The following is an 18293-nucleotide window of genomic DNA, read 5'->3' as shown; positions in this document are numbered from 1 at the left end:
TCTTATTGACAAATGACAAATGACCAAACACAGTGGCTTTTAGCCCCAACTGAACAACCACCAGAGTGGTTTATTGCAGCAGTCAAACAGTATACACCTTCATCTAGTGGACTATATGCTGCACAATTATTATGGCAAAGAGATATCAAAAATATTCAACAACTAGCAGCTTTTGTTAACTATCAAACTTATCAACCTGCTAGTCCCTTTGAATTTGGAGCAGAAATGCACCTAGCAATAGCCAGATTACAGCAAGCGCGTAGTCTTGGTGAAAAAGTTGCTATTTGGGGAGATTTTGATGCTGATGGTATCACTTCTACTGCTGTGTTATGGGATGGTTTAGGGCAATTTTTTCAGCAACATAGTCAGTTAACTTATTACATTCCCAATCGCCTAAGAGAGTCCCACGGACTGAATAATTCAGGAATTGATAATTTAGCAAAACAAAATTTTAAATTAATAGTTACTTGTGATACTGGTAGCACAAATATTGATGAAATTATCTATGCTAAACAGTTAGATATAGATGTTATTGTTACAGACCATCACACCTTACCTGCGGAACGTCCACCAGTTACAGCAATTATTAATCCCCGTTATTTACCCAGCGTTCATCCTTTATTTAATCTTTCTGGGGTAGCAGTAGCTTACAAGTTAATAGAAGCTCTTTATCAAACTCTGCCAAATGTCCCACAAGATGCACTGGAAAATTTATTAGATTTAGTCGCAGTAGGGTTAATTGCCGATTTGGTGCAACTCAAGGGAGATTGTCGATATTTAGCACAATTGGGAATTCAACGTTTACAAGCAGACTTTAAACAACTTCCAACCGCACGAAGACGACCAGGTGTAGGGCGATTATTAGAATTGTGCCAAAAAAGTGGCGATCGCCCCACAGATATTTCCTTTGGTTTAGGGCCACGCATCAACGCAGTTAGCCGCATTCAAGGCGATGCGAGTTTTTGCGTAGAATTATTGACCAGCCGCGATGCTAAACACTGCAATCAATTGGCTGAAGTTACAGAACTTGCCAACACTCGCCGCAAATCATTACAAAAAGATGTACAAGCCCAAGTAGTCCAAAAACTCTCCCAATTAGATTTATCAACCACCAGCGTCATCGTCCTCGAAGATCCCCAATGGCCAGCAGGCGTGTTAGGCTTAGTCGCCGGACAAGTAGCCCAAGAAACAGGCCGTCCCACAATTTTGTTAAGCACAGAAGAGAGTTTAGACAATTCCATTCCCCTAGCAAGAGGTTCAGCCCGTTCCATCAATTCTGTCGATTTATATCAACTAGTCAAAGACCAAGCACATTTATTACATCGCTTTGGTGGACATCCCTACGCCGCAGGCTTGAGTCTACCAGTAGAAAATATTCCTTTATTTACCCAAGCAATCAATCAGCAGTTGCGGCAATCTTCGGGTAGTACAGAATTGATACCTACGGTTCAAGCAGATTTAACAGTGACCGTAGCTGATTTGGGCAAAGAATTATTTTTAGAACTGAAACTGTTAGAACCTTGCGGTATGGGAAACCCAGCCCCAAAACTACTCATCCAAAACTGCTGGTTTGAAAACGCTTGGCATCGCAATCAGCAAGACTGGCAAGGAAAAAAAGTACAGTACATTAAAACAGATTTTGATATTCGGGATGACTCTACTAAAAATTTTTTTCCTGGTGTGTGGTGGGGACATTATAAGGATGAATTACCTATAGGCAAAGCTGATTGCATAGTTGAACTAGATTACAACAGTTTCAAAAAACGCTATGAAATCAGATTAATCGCCGTCCGTCCCAGTGCTAACTCAGAATTGAATCAACAACAATCAACACAAATCCTAGACTGGCGAAATCAAGATTACTCAGTACTTCCCACTCCCCACTCTCCACTCATCCTTGAACAATGCCCCACTAGCTGGGATGAATTACGTGCTTGGTGGCAACGCTCTCTTTATAATAGTCAACAATTAGCCCTTGCTTGGTCTAAACTTCACCTCCAACCACCCCAAGAAATTTGGTTTACCTTGGTTGGTATTGCCAAATATCTGAGTCGTACACAGCAGCTAGTTAACCGCACACAACTACTAGAAAAATTAGGTATAGGTAATTCAAGCTTGCTTTTAGGAATCAAAGCTTTAAAATATTGCGGATTTATTGTCACAAGACAAGACCGTTCTTTACAAATCAGCCAAAATCCCCAAACAATTTCCGCCAACCTAGCGGATGCAGCCGTCACTCAATTTTTAGCCGCAGTCAGCGAAGAACAATTTCAGCGACAGTATTTTTCTGAAGTACCTTTATCTACTATTGTGGCGATTATTAATCGACCTCTGCCTTTTTAATCATAGATAGTGCGAATTACACCCACAGAAATTTAAAATTTTAACGATTCACACTAGCTTTCATGCTCATTATACCAATAGTGCATATATCCTCGATAAATAACTTGATGTATAGGAAATTCAGCTGATATCTGAACATTTGCTGAGTTGAAATAGTTATGATTGGGCAAAACTTCTGATGGTTTTTGATAGTCCATTGAGGCGCAACCAATATCTCCATCTAATTTGTCAACCTTAACAAAACTTTATCTGTGGTTCTCAAAGGGAGATTTATGCAGGTTTTTTCATAATCAAAGCTTCACATAAATTTCGGTAGTTTTAGCAAGCCGAGAACTAGAAACTAAGAGTTAGAAATAGTGTAGCAATCTTGCGTTTATCCAGTTTGAGAAGATAATTTCCCAATTTCCCATGACAACAAAACTATTCCAAACTCTAGCAGCAGCTACCACATTAGCAGGTATCGTAGCCACCGCAGGCGCAGCAAATGCAGCTTCACTCTCTTACTCTACTCAATACCAATACAAACCTACAGATGAAGCAGCATCAGCTGATGGTTACTACATAACAGACATCAAGGATACAATCAGCGTTCAAAAGTTTAACTCAGCACTAGGTACTCTCAAAAGTGTAACCATAGAGTTTATTGGCAATTTGAAAGGAGATGCAGGCTTTGAAAACAGAAGCAATAATGCTGCTACTGTCCTAGTAAATCTTGCAGGTACACTGAATTTGCAACTACCAGAAGGTGTAGATCGATTTGAGTTAAATCCAGAACAGTCTTATTCTTACACCGTAGCTAGGAGAGATGGAGTATTGGATTACGGTGGTACTTCTGGTAGAACAGTTGCTGGATTAAGTGCTGGTATTACAGAAACAAAAACATTCGCTGATAGCAGTTTCTTGCAATATTTCCTAGGTCAAGGAACCACAGACTTCACCTTCTTAGCAACAGCTAATTCAAGTATTTCTGGCCCTGGTAATCTTGCCTCTTATGTTACTACATTAGCCAGTGCAAATGTTAATGTTACTTATAACTACGACCCCAAAGCTGTACCCGAACCTTCTGCGGCAATTGGTCTTGGTTTAGTAGCAGGAATTGGTTTAATGTCACAACGCAGAAAAAGCTGGCTCAAAGCGTCTAACTAATCGGTAGAAACAGGTGAGTTTTCTCACCTGTTTCAATTGACTAATATCAATTAATCACCAGAAAGCACATTGCATTAATAACATATCTGTGCATCTGTTAGACCTTTCTCATGTCGATTATTACTGTCAGAATCATCTTTTATTTAACTGTGGAAAACCTAGACTTTTCGTCTAGGTTTTTTATTTTTCTTGATAAGTTATTGTGTGTTTTTCATGTTTTTAACCTCCTTTACCGAAAACATACTGTATGAACAAAAGAGACAAAGACGATAAATAATTTTCGATGTATTTCTGGTTAATTATTTTGACTGAATCAGATTGTGCCAATGCCTGTTAACCTCATACTGGGAGTTCACAGGTTAAAAATTTATGTATATGGCATCGCCTGAAAATCAAGCTCTACCTACACAAGAGATTAAGTTACTAGTTTTAGATATAGATGGTACGATCGCCGGAAAATCTAATTCCTTAAGCAAATCTGTCAAGCAAGCGATCGCTGCCGTACAAGCCAAAGGAATTAATGTAGCAATTGCGACTGGACGTATGTATCGTTCCGCCTTGCGCTTTCATCAAGAAATTGGCTCTAACCTACCGTTAGCAGCTTATCAGGGAGCCTGGATTCAAGACCCCACAAACCAGAAAATACATCGTCATTTGCCTGTGGTTAGAGAAATAGCACACCAATTACTAGACTATTTTGAACAACCCCAGTGGCGATCGCTTCTTTCTATCCACTTTTACATTAATGATGAGCTTTATGTGCGGGAGTTAACCAGAGAAACTAAAATTTATGCACAACGCTCAGGAATTAACCCAATTGCTGTGGGTGATTTACGCCAAATTTTAATTGAACATGAACCAACAAAAATTTTAGCTTTGTGCGATGACACAGAAGCGATTGATCGGTTATTGGGAAATTTGCGCCGTCAATACACACCCGCAGAACTTTACCTGACAACTTCTGTTGCTACCTTTTTTGAAGCCACAAATCCTGCTGTTAATAAAGGCGCTGCTGTACGTTATTTTGCCGAAGAACTTCTGGGTTTACAAAGAAATAATGTGATGGCTATTGGTGATAACTTTAATGATGTAGAAATGTTGGAATATGCTGGTATTGGTGTAGCGATGGGAGATGCACCCAAAGAAGTACAAGCGATCGCTCAGTGGATAGCTCCTAGTGTAGAAAAAGATGGAGCCGCGATCGCGATCAAAAAATTTTTACTCTCTTAAAGATTGCTATTTCAACCTTTATACATCATGAAATCAGAAAGAACACCGACGACTGGCCGTGTTTCGTCTCGGTGTTCTTGCTGGTTCGCTCCTCACACAACTGAAAGTATAGTCGAACTACTTTTATGCGTCAATAGCCATAATAAAAATTGTTATATTTCTTGTCAGAAACACTACGGATTGAATAGCACGCTTATTCCTAACAAAATTGTGTAGCTGTTTCTGGAAAATTCAACTTTATAACTTCAATAAATTATTAAGTCATGCCAGTTTTTGTATGTATATCAAAATTTTGGTGAATTGGTATAACTCCTTTGAATTTATGAGTTCTAGGCAACGATAAAAGTTCACAGTTCCCACGGAGCAGTAACTCCTAGTTTTTCTACTAGCAAAAATCTCAGCAAACGTTGAGTAATTATCACCAAACCCAGCCTAGCTTGAGCTAGTTCCGGTGAATAAATTTTTACATCACCCCAAATGCGGCACTGGCACCAGAAGTTTTCTAGCGCTTGACTCAACTTCAAAGCTGCTTTTTGCCAGTTAATTGCATCACTAGTACTCGCACATACCAGGTCGTCCACTACTTGTACTAACTGAGCAAGTAAATCTTTCTCCGTTGAGAGATTGAGGCAAAGTTGCTTGTCATGATTCAACCAAGGTATTGGCTGTTGAGGTAATAACTGCCCAAATGCAGGATGATTATATGGTAAAGGTTCCCTCAGTTGGATTAATCCCTCTTGATGACCTAGCAATATTAATGAACAACAGCGTGCATGAGAGTATTGAACAGCAAAAATATTTGCCGGGTTGTGGTCTTTAAATTGTGAGTTTATTTCTTCTTTTCCCATCTTTCCGTCTTGTTCCAGGCATCCCATTACCAAGTGTTGTAACCAAGTTGCCAAAAAAGGAGGAGTTAATTCTAAATAAATCCAACCAGGTGGAACAATTTTGACCTGACAAACGTCGCCACTGGTCGCCGATAATTTAGCTCTGATACTATCGGCTATATCCATAGCGGTGGAATTATGAGATTTTGATAACTGCTGTGCTACTCCTGAGATATACAAGATTTTGCTATTATCTCTATCTTTATATAGATGATTTTTTTTAAATTCTATGAACTGCTTTTTTTCCACTTGTGTAGTTTCACTTAGTGTATTAAATAACAAAGCATGTAGTAGCTGTTTAACTGATGGGTAATTGCTTATTATTGACCGACTATGCACTAAATACCATAAGAATATCTTTTGATTATTTCTCTAATAGTGGCTTGTCATCTTTCTTTAGATATAAGTTTTATCTATATAAAGAAAAATGAGAAGAGCATAAAATTTAATAAATATTCTATGAATAGTAAGTAAACTTTACTACCATCATTGTACAGTAAGAAGTATAACAAAAGAGTAGGGGCAAAATTGCTTTCTACTCTTTGGATGGCTGGCGCTGTTAGGCGTTAAGCCTACCCGCCAACACAAAGACACTCCTTGCACCTTGTTTTATAACGTCTTTGTCTTCAGCCGAACGCTCTTTGTTACCTATGCAATCTCCATCCTCCTTTTCTGAGGCATCACGCCCTTTTTTGACTTGGCAACGTATTCTTGATTGGGCTCAAGAACACTATCGTTGCCGCACCTTTAGCAAAGATGAGCGCATTCCAGCTAGACCTGGATTGCTGTATTTGGTGCAAAGAGGTGCGATCCGTATGGTAGGTACTGCTCAAGTTAGTGCTACTGCCAGTCAGCTAACATCTCGACGCATTAACAGAACTCCAGAAGAAGCCTTCTTGGGTTTTGTCGGAGCAGGACAACCATTTGAAATTGTCGCTCAGTCACCATTCACCCTCCAGGCATACGCACACGTTGACCAAACTGCGGTGTTATGGATGTACTGGCATGATTTAGATAATTGGCCTCACTTCCGGCGCGAAGTTATGGATGCCTTTAGGTATCAGCATCAACGTAAATTGTTGTGGCTGAGTGCTTTAGGGCAACGACGCACAATTGACCGACTCTTAGGATTCCTCACATTGTTAATTGAGGAATATGGCGAACCAGCAATGAGTGAGACTGATCCCGATGTGATTAGAGGCTATTGTTTGCCTTTCCCTCTAACTCATGCCCAAATTGGTAGCGCGATTGGCTCTACTCGTGTAACTGTTACCCGCTTAATGGGCAAATTGCGTCAAAGAGGTTTAATCCTCACTCAAGGAGATAATCTAATTTGCTTGCCAGCAGAATCAATTAATAGAGCCAGCTAAGACGTTTTTAGAGTTCCTGTCACAGCATCTATTAGAATTTGAACCCGATCAGTCATCAGTAAGTTGGCGCAGCAACACCTACTTACTCTTGTGTTTGACCAATCTGTTTGACCACCACAAACAGATTGTGCGTAATCGGGTCATTCTAGATAAAAAAGCTTCTGTGTGAAGTTTGTCTCTTGTACAAGATATTCACAAGGCAAAAATAATAGTTCTTGGTAGAGAACGTATTAATTATCTTGTTTGCCTCTCGACAGCAGGAACTAAATTGAACAATAAAGATGATGCTTGTTTAAGGCAAGAGCGTAGTAAATTCCAGTAAGAAAGATCAGCTAACTTTACCTAAATTTGGGTGGTCTTGAAAAAAACTCAAAATTAGAGTCGAAAGTATTGATTACCCAAGACTTTTTCAGTGCAATTGTCTATCTTGTTGTTATCAGCGGTGTAGTGGAAATACAGTTGATTCACAGAATTATTGGAGCCTAACTATAGGCTCCAATTGTCAATTTTGACTCTACATAGCAAAGTGCTGAACATAAGTTTACGCGATGTACGACTTATTTTTGAGACCTCTCTCCAAACCTCTCACTCCAGTCGCCTCAAATCGGCAAAGCTGCCCAACCCACTGCCGACGTTCCTGTGTATCTGCCCTAAGACTTTGAATAATCAACATAGACCTAATTTGTGCTTCTACTCCTATAAATTGCTGATTTTGATTAGCGAAGTCTGACAAATCCAGCTTTAGCAATTAATTCTTGGCCTTGATCTGTGAGCAACAAATTGGCATAAGCGTCTCCAGCTTGCTGATCACTTTGTCCATTTTGTTTAACAATGACAAATAAACGTCTGGTGATGGGATATTCACCAGTTTGAAATGCTTCTTTATTAAGTTGATTACGCTGTTTTGGGCATTTTTCTGGTGGAATATAGGGTTCCTTATAAGGTTTAACGAGTTTATCAGATTTTCGACCCAATGATAAGGGTTTGATGCTACATTGTCCGATTACTTCTGGTGCAGAGGCGTAATATATTCCACCAGGGTTTTTCGCTACTTCTTCCAAGGCTGGAGTTGTGCTGTGGACAAATTTTACATTACTACCAAATTTTTCTCCGGCTAACACATTCTCATCAAAAAAATCGACAGTTCCGCCTGCATCTAGGCGACGAGAATAGGGTGTTATGGGTAAATTCGGCCCACCTAACTGTTGCCAATTAGTGAGTTTTCCGGTGTAGATATCTTTAAGTTGAGCAAGGGTTAACCCAGGAATGCTGAGATTGTGGTTAACTGCGATCGCCAGTCCATCAATTGCAACTGGAACTGCTTTGATTGTAAATCCCAATTGTTTCGCCTGTTCGTTTTCTTCTGGTTTCAAGGCGCGGGAAGACTGAGAAAATGCTAACTGATTACCTAGCAGCATTTTAATTCCTGTACTAGAACCGGGTGCAGCTTCTATCGGCTCAGTATAGCGTAGTTGAAATCTAGGCCAGACAATCGCCACTGCCGAATCTACTTGCTGGCGAATGGGAGCCCAAGTAGTACTACCTCCATAACTAAATAATCCTGTAGGAACATCAGGTACTTGAGAGAAGGTATCCGTTGTTGGAGTGTCTACCCTGGTTCTATTAAGATAACCAGCTTTTATGCCATAGCTGTGAGAAAACCACCACAAAAAACCACCCACTAGTCCCAAGGTGATTGCTAGTGTTAGAACCAAAACTTTAGTTTCATTAGTTCTATGTTGTTGCGTCATAGTTGGTTGTTTGGTTTTCTTACCCTGAAAGTAATTTCTCATTTTATGGGTGACTCTAGGTTAAAGTTTAGTTAAACTCTAATTTCCTAGTTGCGATGCTGTTGGTACGAAATATGCTACACAGTACCTCAATTTGATTCCTGAAATTACTCACTGAGGGAGAAATGAACCATACTTAGTTTTAGCTAAAACATCATAGATAATAACTTGTATATAAGCTGAAATAGTGTGGTGACGGCAATAGCTACTAAACTGCCAGTAATTCCTAAAATTACTATTTGTTGAATATCCATTCCTGCTTGCAAGGCAGGAACGAAAAGAACGATCGCAAAAGTAATTACCGCAACAATCAATAAATGTGTGGTTTTAATCGAGCGTCGAGTGTGAGCAAAAATGCTCACACTTAAAATCACCATTGTGATGGTTAAAACGATGATTGGTGTGGGTATCAGACTATATAAGGCGATCGCAATTAATGCACTTTCAAAGCCGCTCACAGCTGCCCCTGATAATAAATCCCTAGTGGAAAAAATGGCAGGCGGCTTTATTCCGTGGCGTTGGGGTGGTGTGTTTCCAAGAGTAGTTGGGGGTATTAGCTGGGGAAAAAGTTCTTTTAGCACTTCCTCCGCTGATTGAAAGCGTTGACTGACCGCAGGCAAAAGCATTTTATCTAAAACATCAGCTAGGCGGGGGTTAATATTCACGTGCGATCGCCATGTCCACTGGTTAATCAATGGGTCGAATAACTGTGTAGCTGGTTCACCTGTGAGCAAGGTGACAGCGGTAACAGCCAAAGCATATAAATCTGTACAGGGAAATACTTGATTCCCTGTCATCTGTTCTGGGGGTGCAAATCCGGCTGAATAAATTCCCGTAGATGATGCAATCGTACCTGTTACGACATTTGTGACTTGCTTAACTGCGCCAAAATCTAAGAGAAATAATTTCCCATCCTGGCGGCGCATGATATTGGAAGGCTTAATATCTCGATGAATAATACTTTTATCATGGACAAACTTGAGTACCTTCAGGATTTCTTGCAGCATGTATAAAATTTCTGCTTCAGAAAATTTACCCTTTTGCGTTAGTTCTTCCTCAAGATTTAGTCCATCAATATATTCTTGTACTAGGTAAAAAAACTGTTCTTCGTGATTTGGCTGATTAAAGCCAGGAACAGTAGTTTGAAAAAAAGCGTATAGTTCCGGTATTTGTTCGTGTTCTCTGCCGATTTCGGCTAAGACATCTGCTTCTCTTTCAAATAGTTGTTGAGCGATTCGCAGTTGATTGGCACTGATATTTTCTGCTGGTTGGAACTGTTTGACTACACAAGCACGGATTCCAGGAATGCGGCGATCGCGTGCGAGGAAGGCAGAAGCAAATCCTCCCCGACCCAGCAATTTGGTAGATATGTATCTACCATCGAGGATGAGTGGCATCCCACAGGTAGCGCAGTATTTTTGCTGCGCTGTTTTTAAGGTTGTTGCTTCATCTAGGTCGGCAAAATAGTTTTTCGGGCGGGGGCAGCGTGGACGGGTGCAGTAAGCTTCCATGTTAGTTTTGAGTCAATAGTCCACAGTTAGTAGCCAATAGCCTGTAGCCCTTAACTAGTGACTATTGACTATTGACAGGTATCAGCCTTCGTCAGAAGAACTGGGCGTTGCTACATCTAATGTATTAACTACTAGCTTTTTTTGCGATAATTTTACCAGGTCTTGGTTCCATCCTGGAGTAGCAAACTGTGGCAAAATTTCTTGACTAAATGCCTCTGCTGCTTTGGATCTATACCGATTTGGATTAACAATCAGCCAGAGTGTGCGTTTCACAATCACGCCTTCTATTGGGGAGCAGTGAAGCACACCCATTTGTAATTCTTTGGCGATCGCTGATGTCGAAACGAAGGCAGCGCCTAAGCCTGATTGCACGGCATTTTTGATTGCTTCTATGGAGTTTAGTTCCATTTCTATCTTAAAACGTCTGGTATCAATCTCGCAGCGTGCTAGTACTTGATCGATGACCTTGCGAATAGTTGATTGTGAATCTAAAGCGATGAATTGTAATTTATATAGGTCGTCTTTTTGAATTGTTTCAAGTTTGGCAAAGGGATGAAAGACTGGCAGAATCAGTGCCAGTTCATCTTCTGCATAAGAAATAATTTCCAAAGATTCTGCTAATTCACCAGGAATTTCCCCTCCGATAATTGCTAAATCAACTTGTCCATTGGCGACACTCCAAGCAGTCCGGCGAGTCGAGTGGACGTGCAATTGCACTGCAACATCTGGATATTTTTGGCGAAACATCCCAATCATTCTGGGCAATAAATAAGTCCCAGTGGTTTGAGAAGCACCAACAATTAATGTGCCACCTTGAAGATTTTGTAGATCCTCAATGGCGCGACAAGTTTCTTGACACAAACTGAGGATTTTTTCGCCGTAACTTAAAAGTAGATGCCCTGCTTCGGTTAATTGTGCGCGACGGCCACCACGGTCAAATAAGGGAACATCCAGTTGCCGTTCCAGATTCTGCACTTGCAAACTAACGGCAGGTTGGGAGACATACAGGCTATCAGCAGCACGCTTGAAGCTCCCTTCTACAGCGATCGCTTTTAGGATACGTAACTGATCTAAAGTGAAAGGAAGGTCAGACATAAGGCTCAACCCACAAACTTTGAAAGGAGCAACTTTGGCAATAAATCCGATTTCATCACGAAAAAGTGAGAGATGATTTATTGCATCTTAAAAATTGAAGACTTGACTTAAAAAAGACGCTAATATTGCATCTTTGCTCAAATCCCCTGTTGAATACTTTGTGTTATTGGTTGTACTGTATTAACTTTTGTTTAAATAACTTCACCCATGTCTACGATGCCCGATCCTTGGTTTACTCCCAGTCATTTTGTCATGTTGGGGTTACAATTTGCTTTTGCGATCGCCCACAGTGGCGGGGCTGCTCTACGTCCATTGGCTGAGAAGCATATAGGAGCAAGGCTTTATCGCATTTTATTTGCATTAGTTAGTTTACCGTTGGCTGTCATCTTAATTATTTACTTTTTTAATCACCGCTATGATGGCTGGCAAATTTGGCAGGTACAGGGATTACCAGGGGTAAAGGCTGTAGTTTGGGTGTTGTCAGCAATTTCGTTTTTGTTTTTGTATCCTGCCACCTTCAATCTACTAGAAATTGCGGCTATTCAAAAGCCCCAAGTCCATCTGTACGAAACGGGCATTATCCGCATTACCCGTCATCCCCAGATGGTAGGACAAGTTATTTGGTGTATTGCCCATAGTCTGTGGCTAGGGACTAGTTTTACTCTGGTAACATCTCTGGGATTAGTATTACATCACTTATTTGGAGTTTGGCATGGCGATCGCCGTTTATCCCAACGTTACGGCGAAGCTTTTGAACTTGTGAAGCAAAGAACTTCTATCATGCCTTTTAAGGCAATTATTGATGGTCGTCAATCTATCTTATGGCAGGAATTTATTCGTCCGGCTTATTTAGGGGTAGTAATTTTTGTCGGTCTGCTTTGGTGGTCACATCCACTATTGATAGTAGGAACTAGTAAGATAGGATGGTGATTTTTGCTGATCCCTGCCATCAACAAAAAATCTGAGTGAATGAAAATTTCCACTTATCAATTGCTCCCAAATCAATATAGAATCAAATCAACTAGTTGTCAGTGGGGGTAAACTTAGCCAGTTTGATCTTCATGTAGTGGTAAGTCGCTGATCAAATACTTTGGTTGAGAATTTAATGGCACAGCATTTTCAACGCCCTCTATCGCAGCAGCAATCAGGAGTTAAAAAATCAAAATGCCAATGTGACAATCGCGCTGGCTTTTTTATCAGAGTTAAAATCAAAGCAGAAGAAATTTTTGAATCATCTTAATCCTGAATGCTGATTCATAGATGGGTACTGACTGGGTTGGCAATTCTCCCTGCTGATAGCTAGTTTGATATTAAAACCCTATAATTTTCGAGGCATCATGGTGTTGTCGGTTAGTGAGCAGACATTTACTCAAGAAGTTTTAGAATCTCCAGTACCTGTTTTAGTGAATTTTGAAGCACCTTGGTGCGGCTTATGCCGCATTATTCACCCTTTATTGTTGCAATTTAAATCTCAATGCGGAGAGCAAATTAAATTGGTGGGGGTTAATGCTGATGAAAACTTCCAACTATCTAATACTTATCGTCTCAAGTCACTACCCACTTTACTTTTAGTAGAAAACGGAATTATCCGACATCGCCTAGAAGGTTTTCGTGGTAGAGACGATTTACGTCTGGCGTTAGAAGAAATCAAGCTCACCTACACCAAACGTTCTAAAACATACAACCATCCCCAAACAGCAGATTTAGAATGTCGTACTGCATAATATGAGTCAATAGTCAATGGTTAATAATTTTTATTGTTAACTATGCACTGTTGACTATGGACTTTTGACTAAATCTAAAACCATGCTTAATTACCCCACCCAATCACACTTGAGTGGGGTATTTTATCATCAGGGGTGTGTGTCACAATTATTAACAGTTCCAACCTGGACAGTTGCCTGCGGAGGACAGCCGCCGCAAAACTGTCCTAAGCTAGTCAAGAATTCTAAAATTACGCGTCAGTGATGGAAGCAATCTATGAATATGCCTGGCTGATTCCAGTATTCCCTCTGTTAGGGGCAATGCTGGTCGGTTTGGGATTAATTTCGATAAATCAGGTGACTAACAGCCTAAGACAACTCAACGCTGTGTTGATTATCTCCTTGATGGGAGCAGCGATGGGTTTGTCGTTTGCCTTGCTCTGGAGTCAAATTCAAGGACATCCGACTTATCTTCGTACCTTGGAATGGGCCGCAGCCGGGAATTTTCACCTGAGCATGGGCTACACTATTGACCATCTAACTGCCCTCATGCTGGTAATTGTGACAACCGTAGCCTTTCTAGTCATGGTCTACACCGATGGCTACATGGCACATGATCCAGGATATGTAAGGTTTTACGCTTATCTGAGCTTATTCGGCTCCTCAATGTTGGGTCTGGTGATCAGCCCCAACTTAGTGCAAATTTATATCTTCTGGGAACTGGTGGGGATGTGTTCCTACTTGCTGGTCGGCTTTTGGTACGATCGCAAGTCAGCGGCAGATGCCTGTCAAAAAGCATTTGTCACCAACCGAGTCGGTGACTTTGGTCTATTACTCGGTATTTTGGGACTGTTTTGGGCAACCGGCAGTTTCGACTTTCATATCATGGGCGATCGCCTCGCTCAACTAGTGCAATCAGGTACAATTAGCAATTTTCTCGCAGTTCTGTTTGCAATTTTGGTTTTCTTAGGCCCAGTGGCAAAATCGGCACAATTCCCCCTCCATGTCTGGCTACCAGACGCGATGGAAGGCCCGACACCCATTTCTGCCTTAATCCACGCCGCCACAATGGTGGCAGCAGGTGTATTCCTCGTTGCCCGGATGTACCCTGTTTTTGAACACGTACCCGCCGCCATGAACGTCATTGCCTTTACTGGGGCATTTACAGCGTTTTTAGGGGCGACAATTGCGATTACGCAGAACGACATCAAAAAAGGCTTGGCATACTCCACCATTTCCCAATTGGGTTACATGGTGATGGCGATGGGAGTAGGCGCTTACAGTGCTGGCTTGTTCCACCTGATGACTCACGCTTATTTCAAGGCGATGCTGTTTTTAGGTTCTGGTTCTGTGATTCATGGGATGGAAGGAGTCGTCGGTCATGACCCTGCTTTAGCCCAGGATATGCGGCTGATGGGTAAACTGCGGAAATATATGCCCGTCACAGCTACAACCTTCTTGATTGGTTGCTTGGCCATTTCCGGGATGCCTCCTTTTGCTGGTTTTTGGTCAAAAGATGAAATTCTCGGTAAGGCATTTGAGGCCAACCCATTTCTGTGGATTATTGGCTGGCTAACGGCTGGTATTACTGCTTTCTATATGTTCAGAATGTATTTCATGACATTTGAAGGCAAATTCCGGGGAAATGACGAGAAAATCAAAGACAAGCTGAAAAAAGCATCGACAATCATTCTCGAATTACAAACCGCCGAACCAGCCCCGAATTTTGGACCTGGGGCAATGAAACACGGTGAGTTAGCTGCCACAGGAGACCATCATGATTCTCATGGTCATCACAGCGATTCTCCCCATGAATCACCGTGGACAATGACATTACCATTAGTAGTGCTGGCCGTGCCTTCGATTTTGATTGGTTTGGTGGGGACTCCCTTTGCCAATTACTTTGAGGAATTTATTTACTCACCCAACGAAACTCTCACCGAAGTTCTAGAAAAAGCCGCCGAGTTCGACCCGACGGAATTTTATATTATGGCGGGGGCTTCAGTGGGGATTTCCTTGATTGGGATTACCTTAGCTTCCTTGATGTACTTGCGCGGGAAAATTGACCCCGCTGCGATCGCTGCTAAAATCAAACCTCTGTACGAACTATCCCTCAACAAGTGGTACTTTGATGACATTTACCATCGCGTCTTCGTCCTTGGCTTGCGTCGCCTAGCTAGACAAGTCATGGAGGTTGACTTCCGCGTTGTTGATGGTGCTGTCAACTTGACAGGCTTTTTCACCCTAGTCAGCGGCGAAGGGTTGAAATATTTAGAAAACGGTCGCGTTCAATTCTATGCCTTGATTGTGTTTGGTGCAGTTTTAGGCTTAGTGATCGTTTTTGGTGTGACCTGATTTGTGTAGTCAAATTAGAGCCAGGGCGAATAGAATTCGCGGCTACACAAACAAAGTCCGCCTTCGCGGACTAAGGAAAAATTGAATTTTTGAAACCCACGGAGGTGGGTTTTGCCTGTGTAGACGCGGTTTCTAACTGCCCTTTTACCCCAAATTTTTTAGGAGCCTAATTTAGACTCCTTTTTTCTTCTCTTACATCATCTGGTGGTTCAAACATAATCTCAAAACCTCCGTTGGGAATAGTTCGACGCAAAAATCTTAAATGGTCGTCTGCATCTTGGCGGTTAGCAAAACGGGCGACGGTGTGAGATTGGGTAATCACTACAGTTTTTACTATTACCCAAGGATGATTTTGGACAATAACTGGTTTTATCATGGTGAATGTCTCCTTTTGTTAGGGAGCCAAGAGCCAGCAGGAAGCCTTGGAAACTTATTTGCTGGCTTCTGACAAGATTTGTATTTTTGTTGCGGGGTTGCTGTAAGTTTGAGTGTGTTTTCATCGCTTCTAAACACTCTCATCTCATAGCTTTTGCGGTAAAAGCTGGGTTGCGTTGCGATCGTGCAGTCCTGGGACAACTAGCCATAGCCACATCCGGCACTTGAACAAGCGTAATGATAGAAGTTCTTCAGGGAATATTTGATTTCTGTGACCTTGCCAGTGTCCAAGGTGTGCAAGTTGTTGTTTGGCGCAGATTGGGCAGAGGTCGCCTGGTTTTCCTTTGTCGATGGTGTAGTTTGAGTCTCCAGGATTGAGGGGTCTGACTCCAGGAAAGCGCCCTGCTTGGGAATGGGGGCAGGGTTTGCCGTCGAGTTCTGCGGGGATGATGCCGGAGCAAATTAGGTTGTCTGGGTATACGTTGCCGTCGGGGGAGAGGAAGAGGGCTTTGGGTTCGGTGTTTTCAATATTCATGCTCTACCGAATAAAATGTTTGACTAAAAAACAATATATGCGGTAAAGTATTATTATGTAAATAGATTTAGTTTAAATTTTGAATCCAGCTTGTTTTGCAATTAAGGTCAGATACCTAGATGTGGCTAAAGTCGGCTCATATACACTTTTTTCCCATTGGCTCACTGTTGCTTGTCGCACACCTAGCCTTTGTGCAAACTCCGCTTGTGTTAAATCCATGTGTTGCCGCAGTGCTTTGATTAACTCAGCATTCCACAGTAAAGTATCACCCTGAAGCTGAACTTGATATTTATCAGGAGGTTTACGGAACATCACTTGTTGCTGATCAAAATCCACTTCCTCAACACGATATCCAGCTTTCATCCAAGCGTAAGCTTGTGATGAGCCTTGTTTGCGGTTACTCCACCATGCCTGTTTATTTCTTGCTGATTCAGGCAAAACATCATTTATTAAAGTCTCAATTTCAGCAAATGATAGAGTTATTTCATTTTGATCACTGCCACGCAAAAACTCAAGGAGTGGCTGATATTTGTTCCCCTCCTTCATGTCACCTCTTCTTCTCCTAATATCATCCGTTCTACACAGGCTTTTGCTTCTATAATAATTTGCTTTGCTTCTTTGCGTAATTTCTTGATAAGGAATCGACGATGCTCCATTTCCTTGGTTATGGCATTTTGAACTTCATCAGGAATAATAGGAATAAGTATTTGTCCTGTTTCTGTAAGACTTAAATTACCTTGAGCCACAGGTCTTTTTAAGGCAGAGATTTGGATTTGTCCTGCTGGGCAGCTTAAAAAAGCTTGGAGGTAATTAGGATTTATAGGAATATCTTTTTTAACTCTAATGCGTGCAAGAGCTTGATTAATTACCGTTATGGAATTAACACCCATAACAACAGCGCATTTCCCAATAGTTGCACCAACAATAACAAGTAATATATCCCCATCTTTAATATTAGAACGATGGATAGTTTGAGCAAATTCTTCAGAAACAAATAAGCAGTTCTCCCAATTTAAAATTCCCTCATTACTAATATTTTGCACTCGTAAGAAGGGGATTCCTGTTTCTAGATACTGTGAGTTTAATGGAGTTGTCCCGCTTGTAATTGGTTCAGTAATGGATACTAGTTTTTTTAGATTTAAATTAAATTCTTTTCTGAGAGATGAAATAAGATTTATATACTTAGTATTATATAAGTCTAGGTCAAATCTACCACCTCTCATTTGTTTAATATTTACAGTAAAGTCTTTTTCATCTTTAAATATAATAGAAGACAAACCCATCTCCTTCATTACAAACTCATCAAAGTTATTGAGCAAAGCTTCTATTTCTGCTAGTTTTTTCTTATTTACTATGTAAGCATCCTGCATTATTTGGGCAATGCGATCTTGAATATGTCTCCGAGGAAGAATAATTTGCACATTTTGAAGTCCATTAACGTTAATATGTGGATATAGACTTCCGATCGAATGTTCATTAAGTAACTGTTTTCCAAAATTTGAATTTAGGTATGCTGCTAAATAGTAAGGATTGACTTTATTAGCATGAACTTTTACACGGGCAACATGGGCGCTAAGATTTGCAGGCTTTTCAGATGTATATACTAATGCAGTTCCTAACCTTCCTGTGATAGTAACTAACAAATCTCCTGGCTGTACTTGTGAGCGTTTAAAATGCTCATGTTCTGCTTGATTTATCATTTTTTTATTAGATAAATCTAAACCAAATTCAGTTATATTCCTAACTGCTAACACTATTATGCCATCATCTACATAATGACGAGTAGAATGTAAACCATCAGTAATTTCTGCAACTAATTTTCCTAGTTTCTGAATTTCAAAACTAGTATTTTTTAAGTATTCTTCAGTTTGAAGAGATGATTCAGAATGAAATGAATAAGCCCATTTTTTTTTATTTCTTAATCGGCTAATTGCAATGATAGTATCTTCCATT

15 protein-coding genes are annotated in these 18293 nt (G+C 40.8%); 7 read left to right on the top strand and 8 right to left on the bottom strand.

The window, feature by feature from the left end; genetic code table 11:
- Positions 1-12 precede the first annotated feature (12 nt).
- The 3 genes from recJ (at position 13) to NOS7107_RS18065 (ending at position 4719) form a co-directional block, all read left to right on the top strand.
- Complete coding sequence (gene recJ, locus NOS7107_RS18075) at positions 13-2343, top strand: single-stranded-DNA-specific exonuclease RecJ (protein WP_015114391.1); 2331 nt, start codon at positions 13-15, stop codon at positions 2341-2343.
- Between the two features lie 408 nt (positions 2344-2751).
- The gene (locus NOS7107_RS18070; RefSeq protein WP_015114390.1) at positions 2752-3489 is read left to right on the top strand and encodes a choice-of-anchor E domain-containing protein; all 738 of its coding nucleotides are present in this window, start codon (positions 2752-2754) and stop codon (positions 3487-3489) included.
- A gap of 369 nt (positions 3490-3858) precedes the next feature.
- The gene (locus NOS7107_RS18065; protein ID WP_015114389.1) at positions 3859-4719 is read left to right on the top strand and encodes a Cof-type HAD-IIB family hydrolase; all 861 of its coding nucleotides are present in this window, start codon (positions 3859-3861) and stop codon (positions 4717-4719) included.
- 347 nt (positions 4720-5066) lie between these two features.
- On the opposite strand, the gene NOS7107_RS18060 is transcribed toward NOS7107_RS18065, so the two are convergent.
- On the bottom strand, positions 5067-5855 hold the full coding sequence (locus tag NOS7107_RS18060) for a DALR anticodon-binding domain-containing protein (protein ID WP_253274453.1): 789 nt from the start codon (positions 5853-5855) through the stop codon (positions 5067-5069).
- A gap of 401 nt (positions 5856-6256) precedes the next feature.
- Here NOS7107_RS18060 and NOS7107_RS18055 point away from each other — a divergent pair, with 401 nt between their 5' ends.
- Positions 6257-6976 carry a Crp/Fnr family transcriptional regulator gene (locus NOS7107_RS18055; protein WP_015114387.1) on the top strand — a complete coding sequence of 240 codons (720 nt, stop codon included), beginning with the start codon at positions 6257-6259 and terminating at the stop codon, positions 6974-6976.
- A 716-nt stretch (positions 6977-7692) separates the two neighbouring features.
- Here the strand turns inward: NOS7107_RS18055 and NOS7107_RS18045 are convergent.
- From NOS7107_RS18045 to NOS7107_RS18035, 3 genes are all read right to left on the bottom strand, one after another.
- A complete protein-coding gene (locus NOS7107_RS18045; protein ID WP_044500926.1) occupies positions 7693-8727 on the bottom strand; it encodes a substrate-binding domain-containing protein in 1035 nt (344 codons plus the stop codon).
- A 185-nt stretch (positions 8728-8912) separates the two neighbouring features.
- Positions 8913-10277 carry a serine/threonine-protein kinase gene (locus tag NOS7107_RS18040; protein ID WP_015114385.1) on the bottom strand — a complete coding sequence of 455 codons (1365 nt, stop codon included), beginning with the start codon at positions 10275-10277 and terminating at the stop codon, positions 8913-8915.
- A gap of 81 nt (positions 10278-10358) precedes the next feature.
- Entirely contained in the window at positions 10359-11372 is a 1014-nt protein-coding gene (locus NOS7107_RS18035; RefSeq protein WP_015114384.1) for a LysR family transcriptional regulator, read from the bottom strand.
- A 216-nt stretch (positions 11373-11588) separates the two neighbouring features.
- Between NOS7107_RS18035 and NOS7107_RS18030 the strand changes: the two genes are divergently transcribed.
- The 3 genes from NOS7107_RS18030 (at position 11589) to NOS7107_RS18020 (ending at position 15430) form a co-directional block, all read left to right on the top strand.
- Positions 11589-12302, top strand: a complete 714-nt coding sequence (locus tag NOS7107_RS18030) for an NnrU family protein (RefSeq protein WP_015114383.1) — start codon at positions 11589-11591, stop codon at positions 12300-12302.
- 407 nt (positions 12303-12709) lie between these two features.
- On the top strand, positions 12710-13096 hold the full coding sequence (locus NOS7107_RS18025) for a co-chaperone YbbN (protein ID WP_015114382.1): 387 nt from the start codon (positions 12710-12712) through the stop codon (positions 13094-13096).
- A gap of 243 nt (positions 13097-13339) precedes the next feature.
- Positions 13340-15430 carry an NAD(P)H-quinone oxidoreductase subunit 5 gene (locus NOS7107_RS18020; protein ID WP_015114381.1) on the top strand — a complete coding sequence of 697 codons (2091 nt, stop codon included), beginning with the start codon at positions 13340-13342 and terminating at the stop codon, positions 15428-15430.
- A gap of 166 nt (positions 15431-15596) precedes the next feature.
- On the opposite strand, the gene NOS7107_RS18015 is transcribed toward NOS7107_RS18020, so the two are convergent.
- The 4 genes from NOS7107_RS18015 to NOS7107_RS18000 all read right to left on the bottom strand — a co-directional run bounded on the left by NOS7107_RS18015 (position 15597) and on the right by NOS7107_RS18000 (position 18292).
- Entirely contained in the window at positions 15597-15806 is a 210-nt protein-coding gene (locus NOS7107_RS18015) for a hypothetical protein (protein WP_044500117.1), read from the bottom strand.
- 144 nt (positions 15807-15950) lie between these two features.
- A complete protein-coding gene (locus NOS7107_RS18010; protein ID WP_015114380.1) occupies positions 15951-16340 on the bottom strand; it encodes a hypothetical protein in 390 nt (129 codons plus the stop codon).
- A 72-nt stretch (positions 16341-16412) separates the two neighbouring features.
- Positions 16413-16886, bottom strand: a complete 474-nt coding sequence (locus NOS7107_RS18005; RefSeq protein ID WP_015114379.1) for a DNA-binding transcriptional regulator — start codon at positions 16884-16886, stop codon at positions 16413-16415.
- Positions 16883-18292 (bottom strand): restriction endonuclease subunit S, encoded by a 1410-nt coding sequence (locus NOS7107_RS18000; RefSeq protein ID WP_015114378.1) that lies wholly within the window; start codon positions 18290-18292, stop codon positions 16883-16885. The genes NOS7107_RS18005 and NOS7107_RS18000 overlap by 4 nt, the downstream gene beginning before the upstream one ends.
- Position 18293 lies beyond the last annotated feature (1 nt).

It is taken from the genome of Nostoc sp. PCC 7107 (genome assembly GCF_000316625.1).
GTDB lineage: Bacteria > Cyanobacteriota > Cyanobacteriia > Cyanobacteriales > Nostocaceae > Nostoc_B.
The sequence above is the reverse complement of the archived record's forward strand: the minus strand, read 5'-3'. Positions and strand labels throughout refer to the sequence as shown.

What these genes read in the sequence shown, in the direction of transcription:
- recJ (WP_015114391.1), top strand. Translation starts at nt 13, where the DNA reads ATGACAAATGACCAAACACAGTGGCTTTTAGCCCCAACTGAACAACCA.
- NOS7107_RS18070 (WP_015114390.1), top strand. Translation starts at nt 2,752, where the DNA reads ATGACAACAAAACTATTCCAAACTCTAGCAGCAGCTACCACATTAGCA.
- NOS7107_RS18065 (WP_015114389.1), top strand. Translation starts at nt 3,859, where the DNA reads ATGTATATGGCATCGCCTGAAAATCAAGCTCTACCTACACAAGAGATT.
- NOS7107_RS18055 (WP_015114387.1), top strand. Translation starts at nt 6,257, where the DNA reads ATGCAATCTCCATCCTCCTTTTCTGAGGCATCACGCCCTTTTTTGACT.
- NOS7107_RS18045 (WP_044500926.1), bottom strand. Translation starts at nt 8,727, where the DNA reads ATGACGCAACAACATAGAACTAATGAAACTAAAGTTTTGGTTCTAACA.
- NOS7107_RS18040 (WP_015114385.1), bottom strand. Translation starts at nt 10,277, where the DNA reads ATGGAAGCTTACTGCACCCGTCCACGCTGCCCCCGCCCGAAAAACTAT.
- NOS7107_RS18035 (WP_015114384.1), bottom strand. Translation starts at nt 11,372, where the DNA reads ATGTCTGACCTTCCTTTCACTTTAGATCAGTTACGTATCCTAAAAGCG.
- NOS7107_RS18030 (WP_015114383.1), top strand. Translation starts at nt 11,589, where the DNA reads ATGCCCGATCCTTGGTTTACTCCCAGTCATTTTGTCATGTTGGGGTTA.
- NOS7107_RS18025 (WP_015114382.1), top strand. Translation starts at nt 12,710, where the DNA reads ATGGTGTTGTCGGTTAGTGAGCAGACATTTACTCAAGAAGTTTTAGAA.
- NOS7107_RS18020 (WP_015114381.1), top strand. Translation starts at nt 13,340, where the DNA reads ATGGAAGCAATCTATGAATATGCCTGGCTGATTCCAGTATTCCCTCTG.
- NOS7107_RS18015 (WP_044500117.1), bottom strand. Translation starts at nt 15,806, where the DNA reads ATGATAAAACCAGTTATTGTCCAAAATCATCCTTGGGTAATAGTAAAA.
- NOS7107_RS18010 (WP_015114380.1), bottom strand. Translation starts at nt 16,340, where the DNA reads ATGAATATTGAAAACACCGAACCCAAAGCCCTCTTCCTCTCCCCCGAC.
- NOS7107_RS18005 (WP_015114379.1), bottom strand. Translation starts at nt 16,886, where the DNA reads ATGAAGGAGGGGAACAAATATCAGCCACTCCTTGAGTTTTTGCGTGGC.
- NOS7107_RS18000 (WP_015114378.1), bottom strand. Translation starts at nt 18,292, where the DNA reads ATGGAAGATACTATCATTGCAATTAGCCGATTAAGAAATAAAAAAAAA.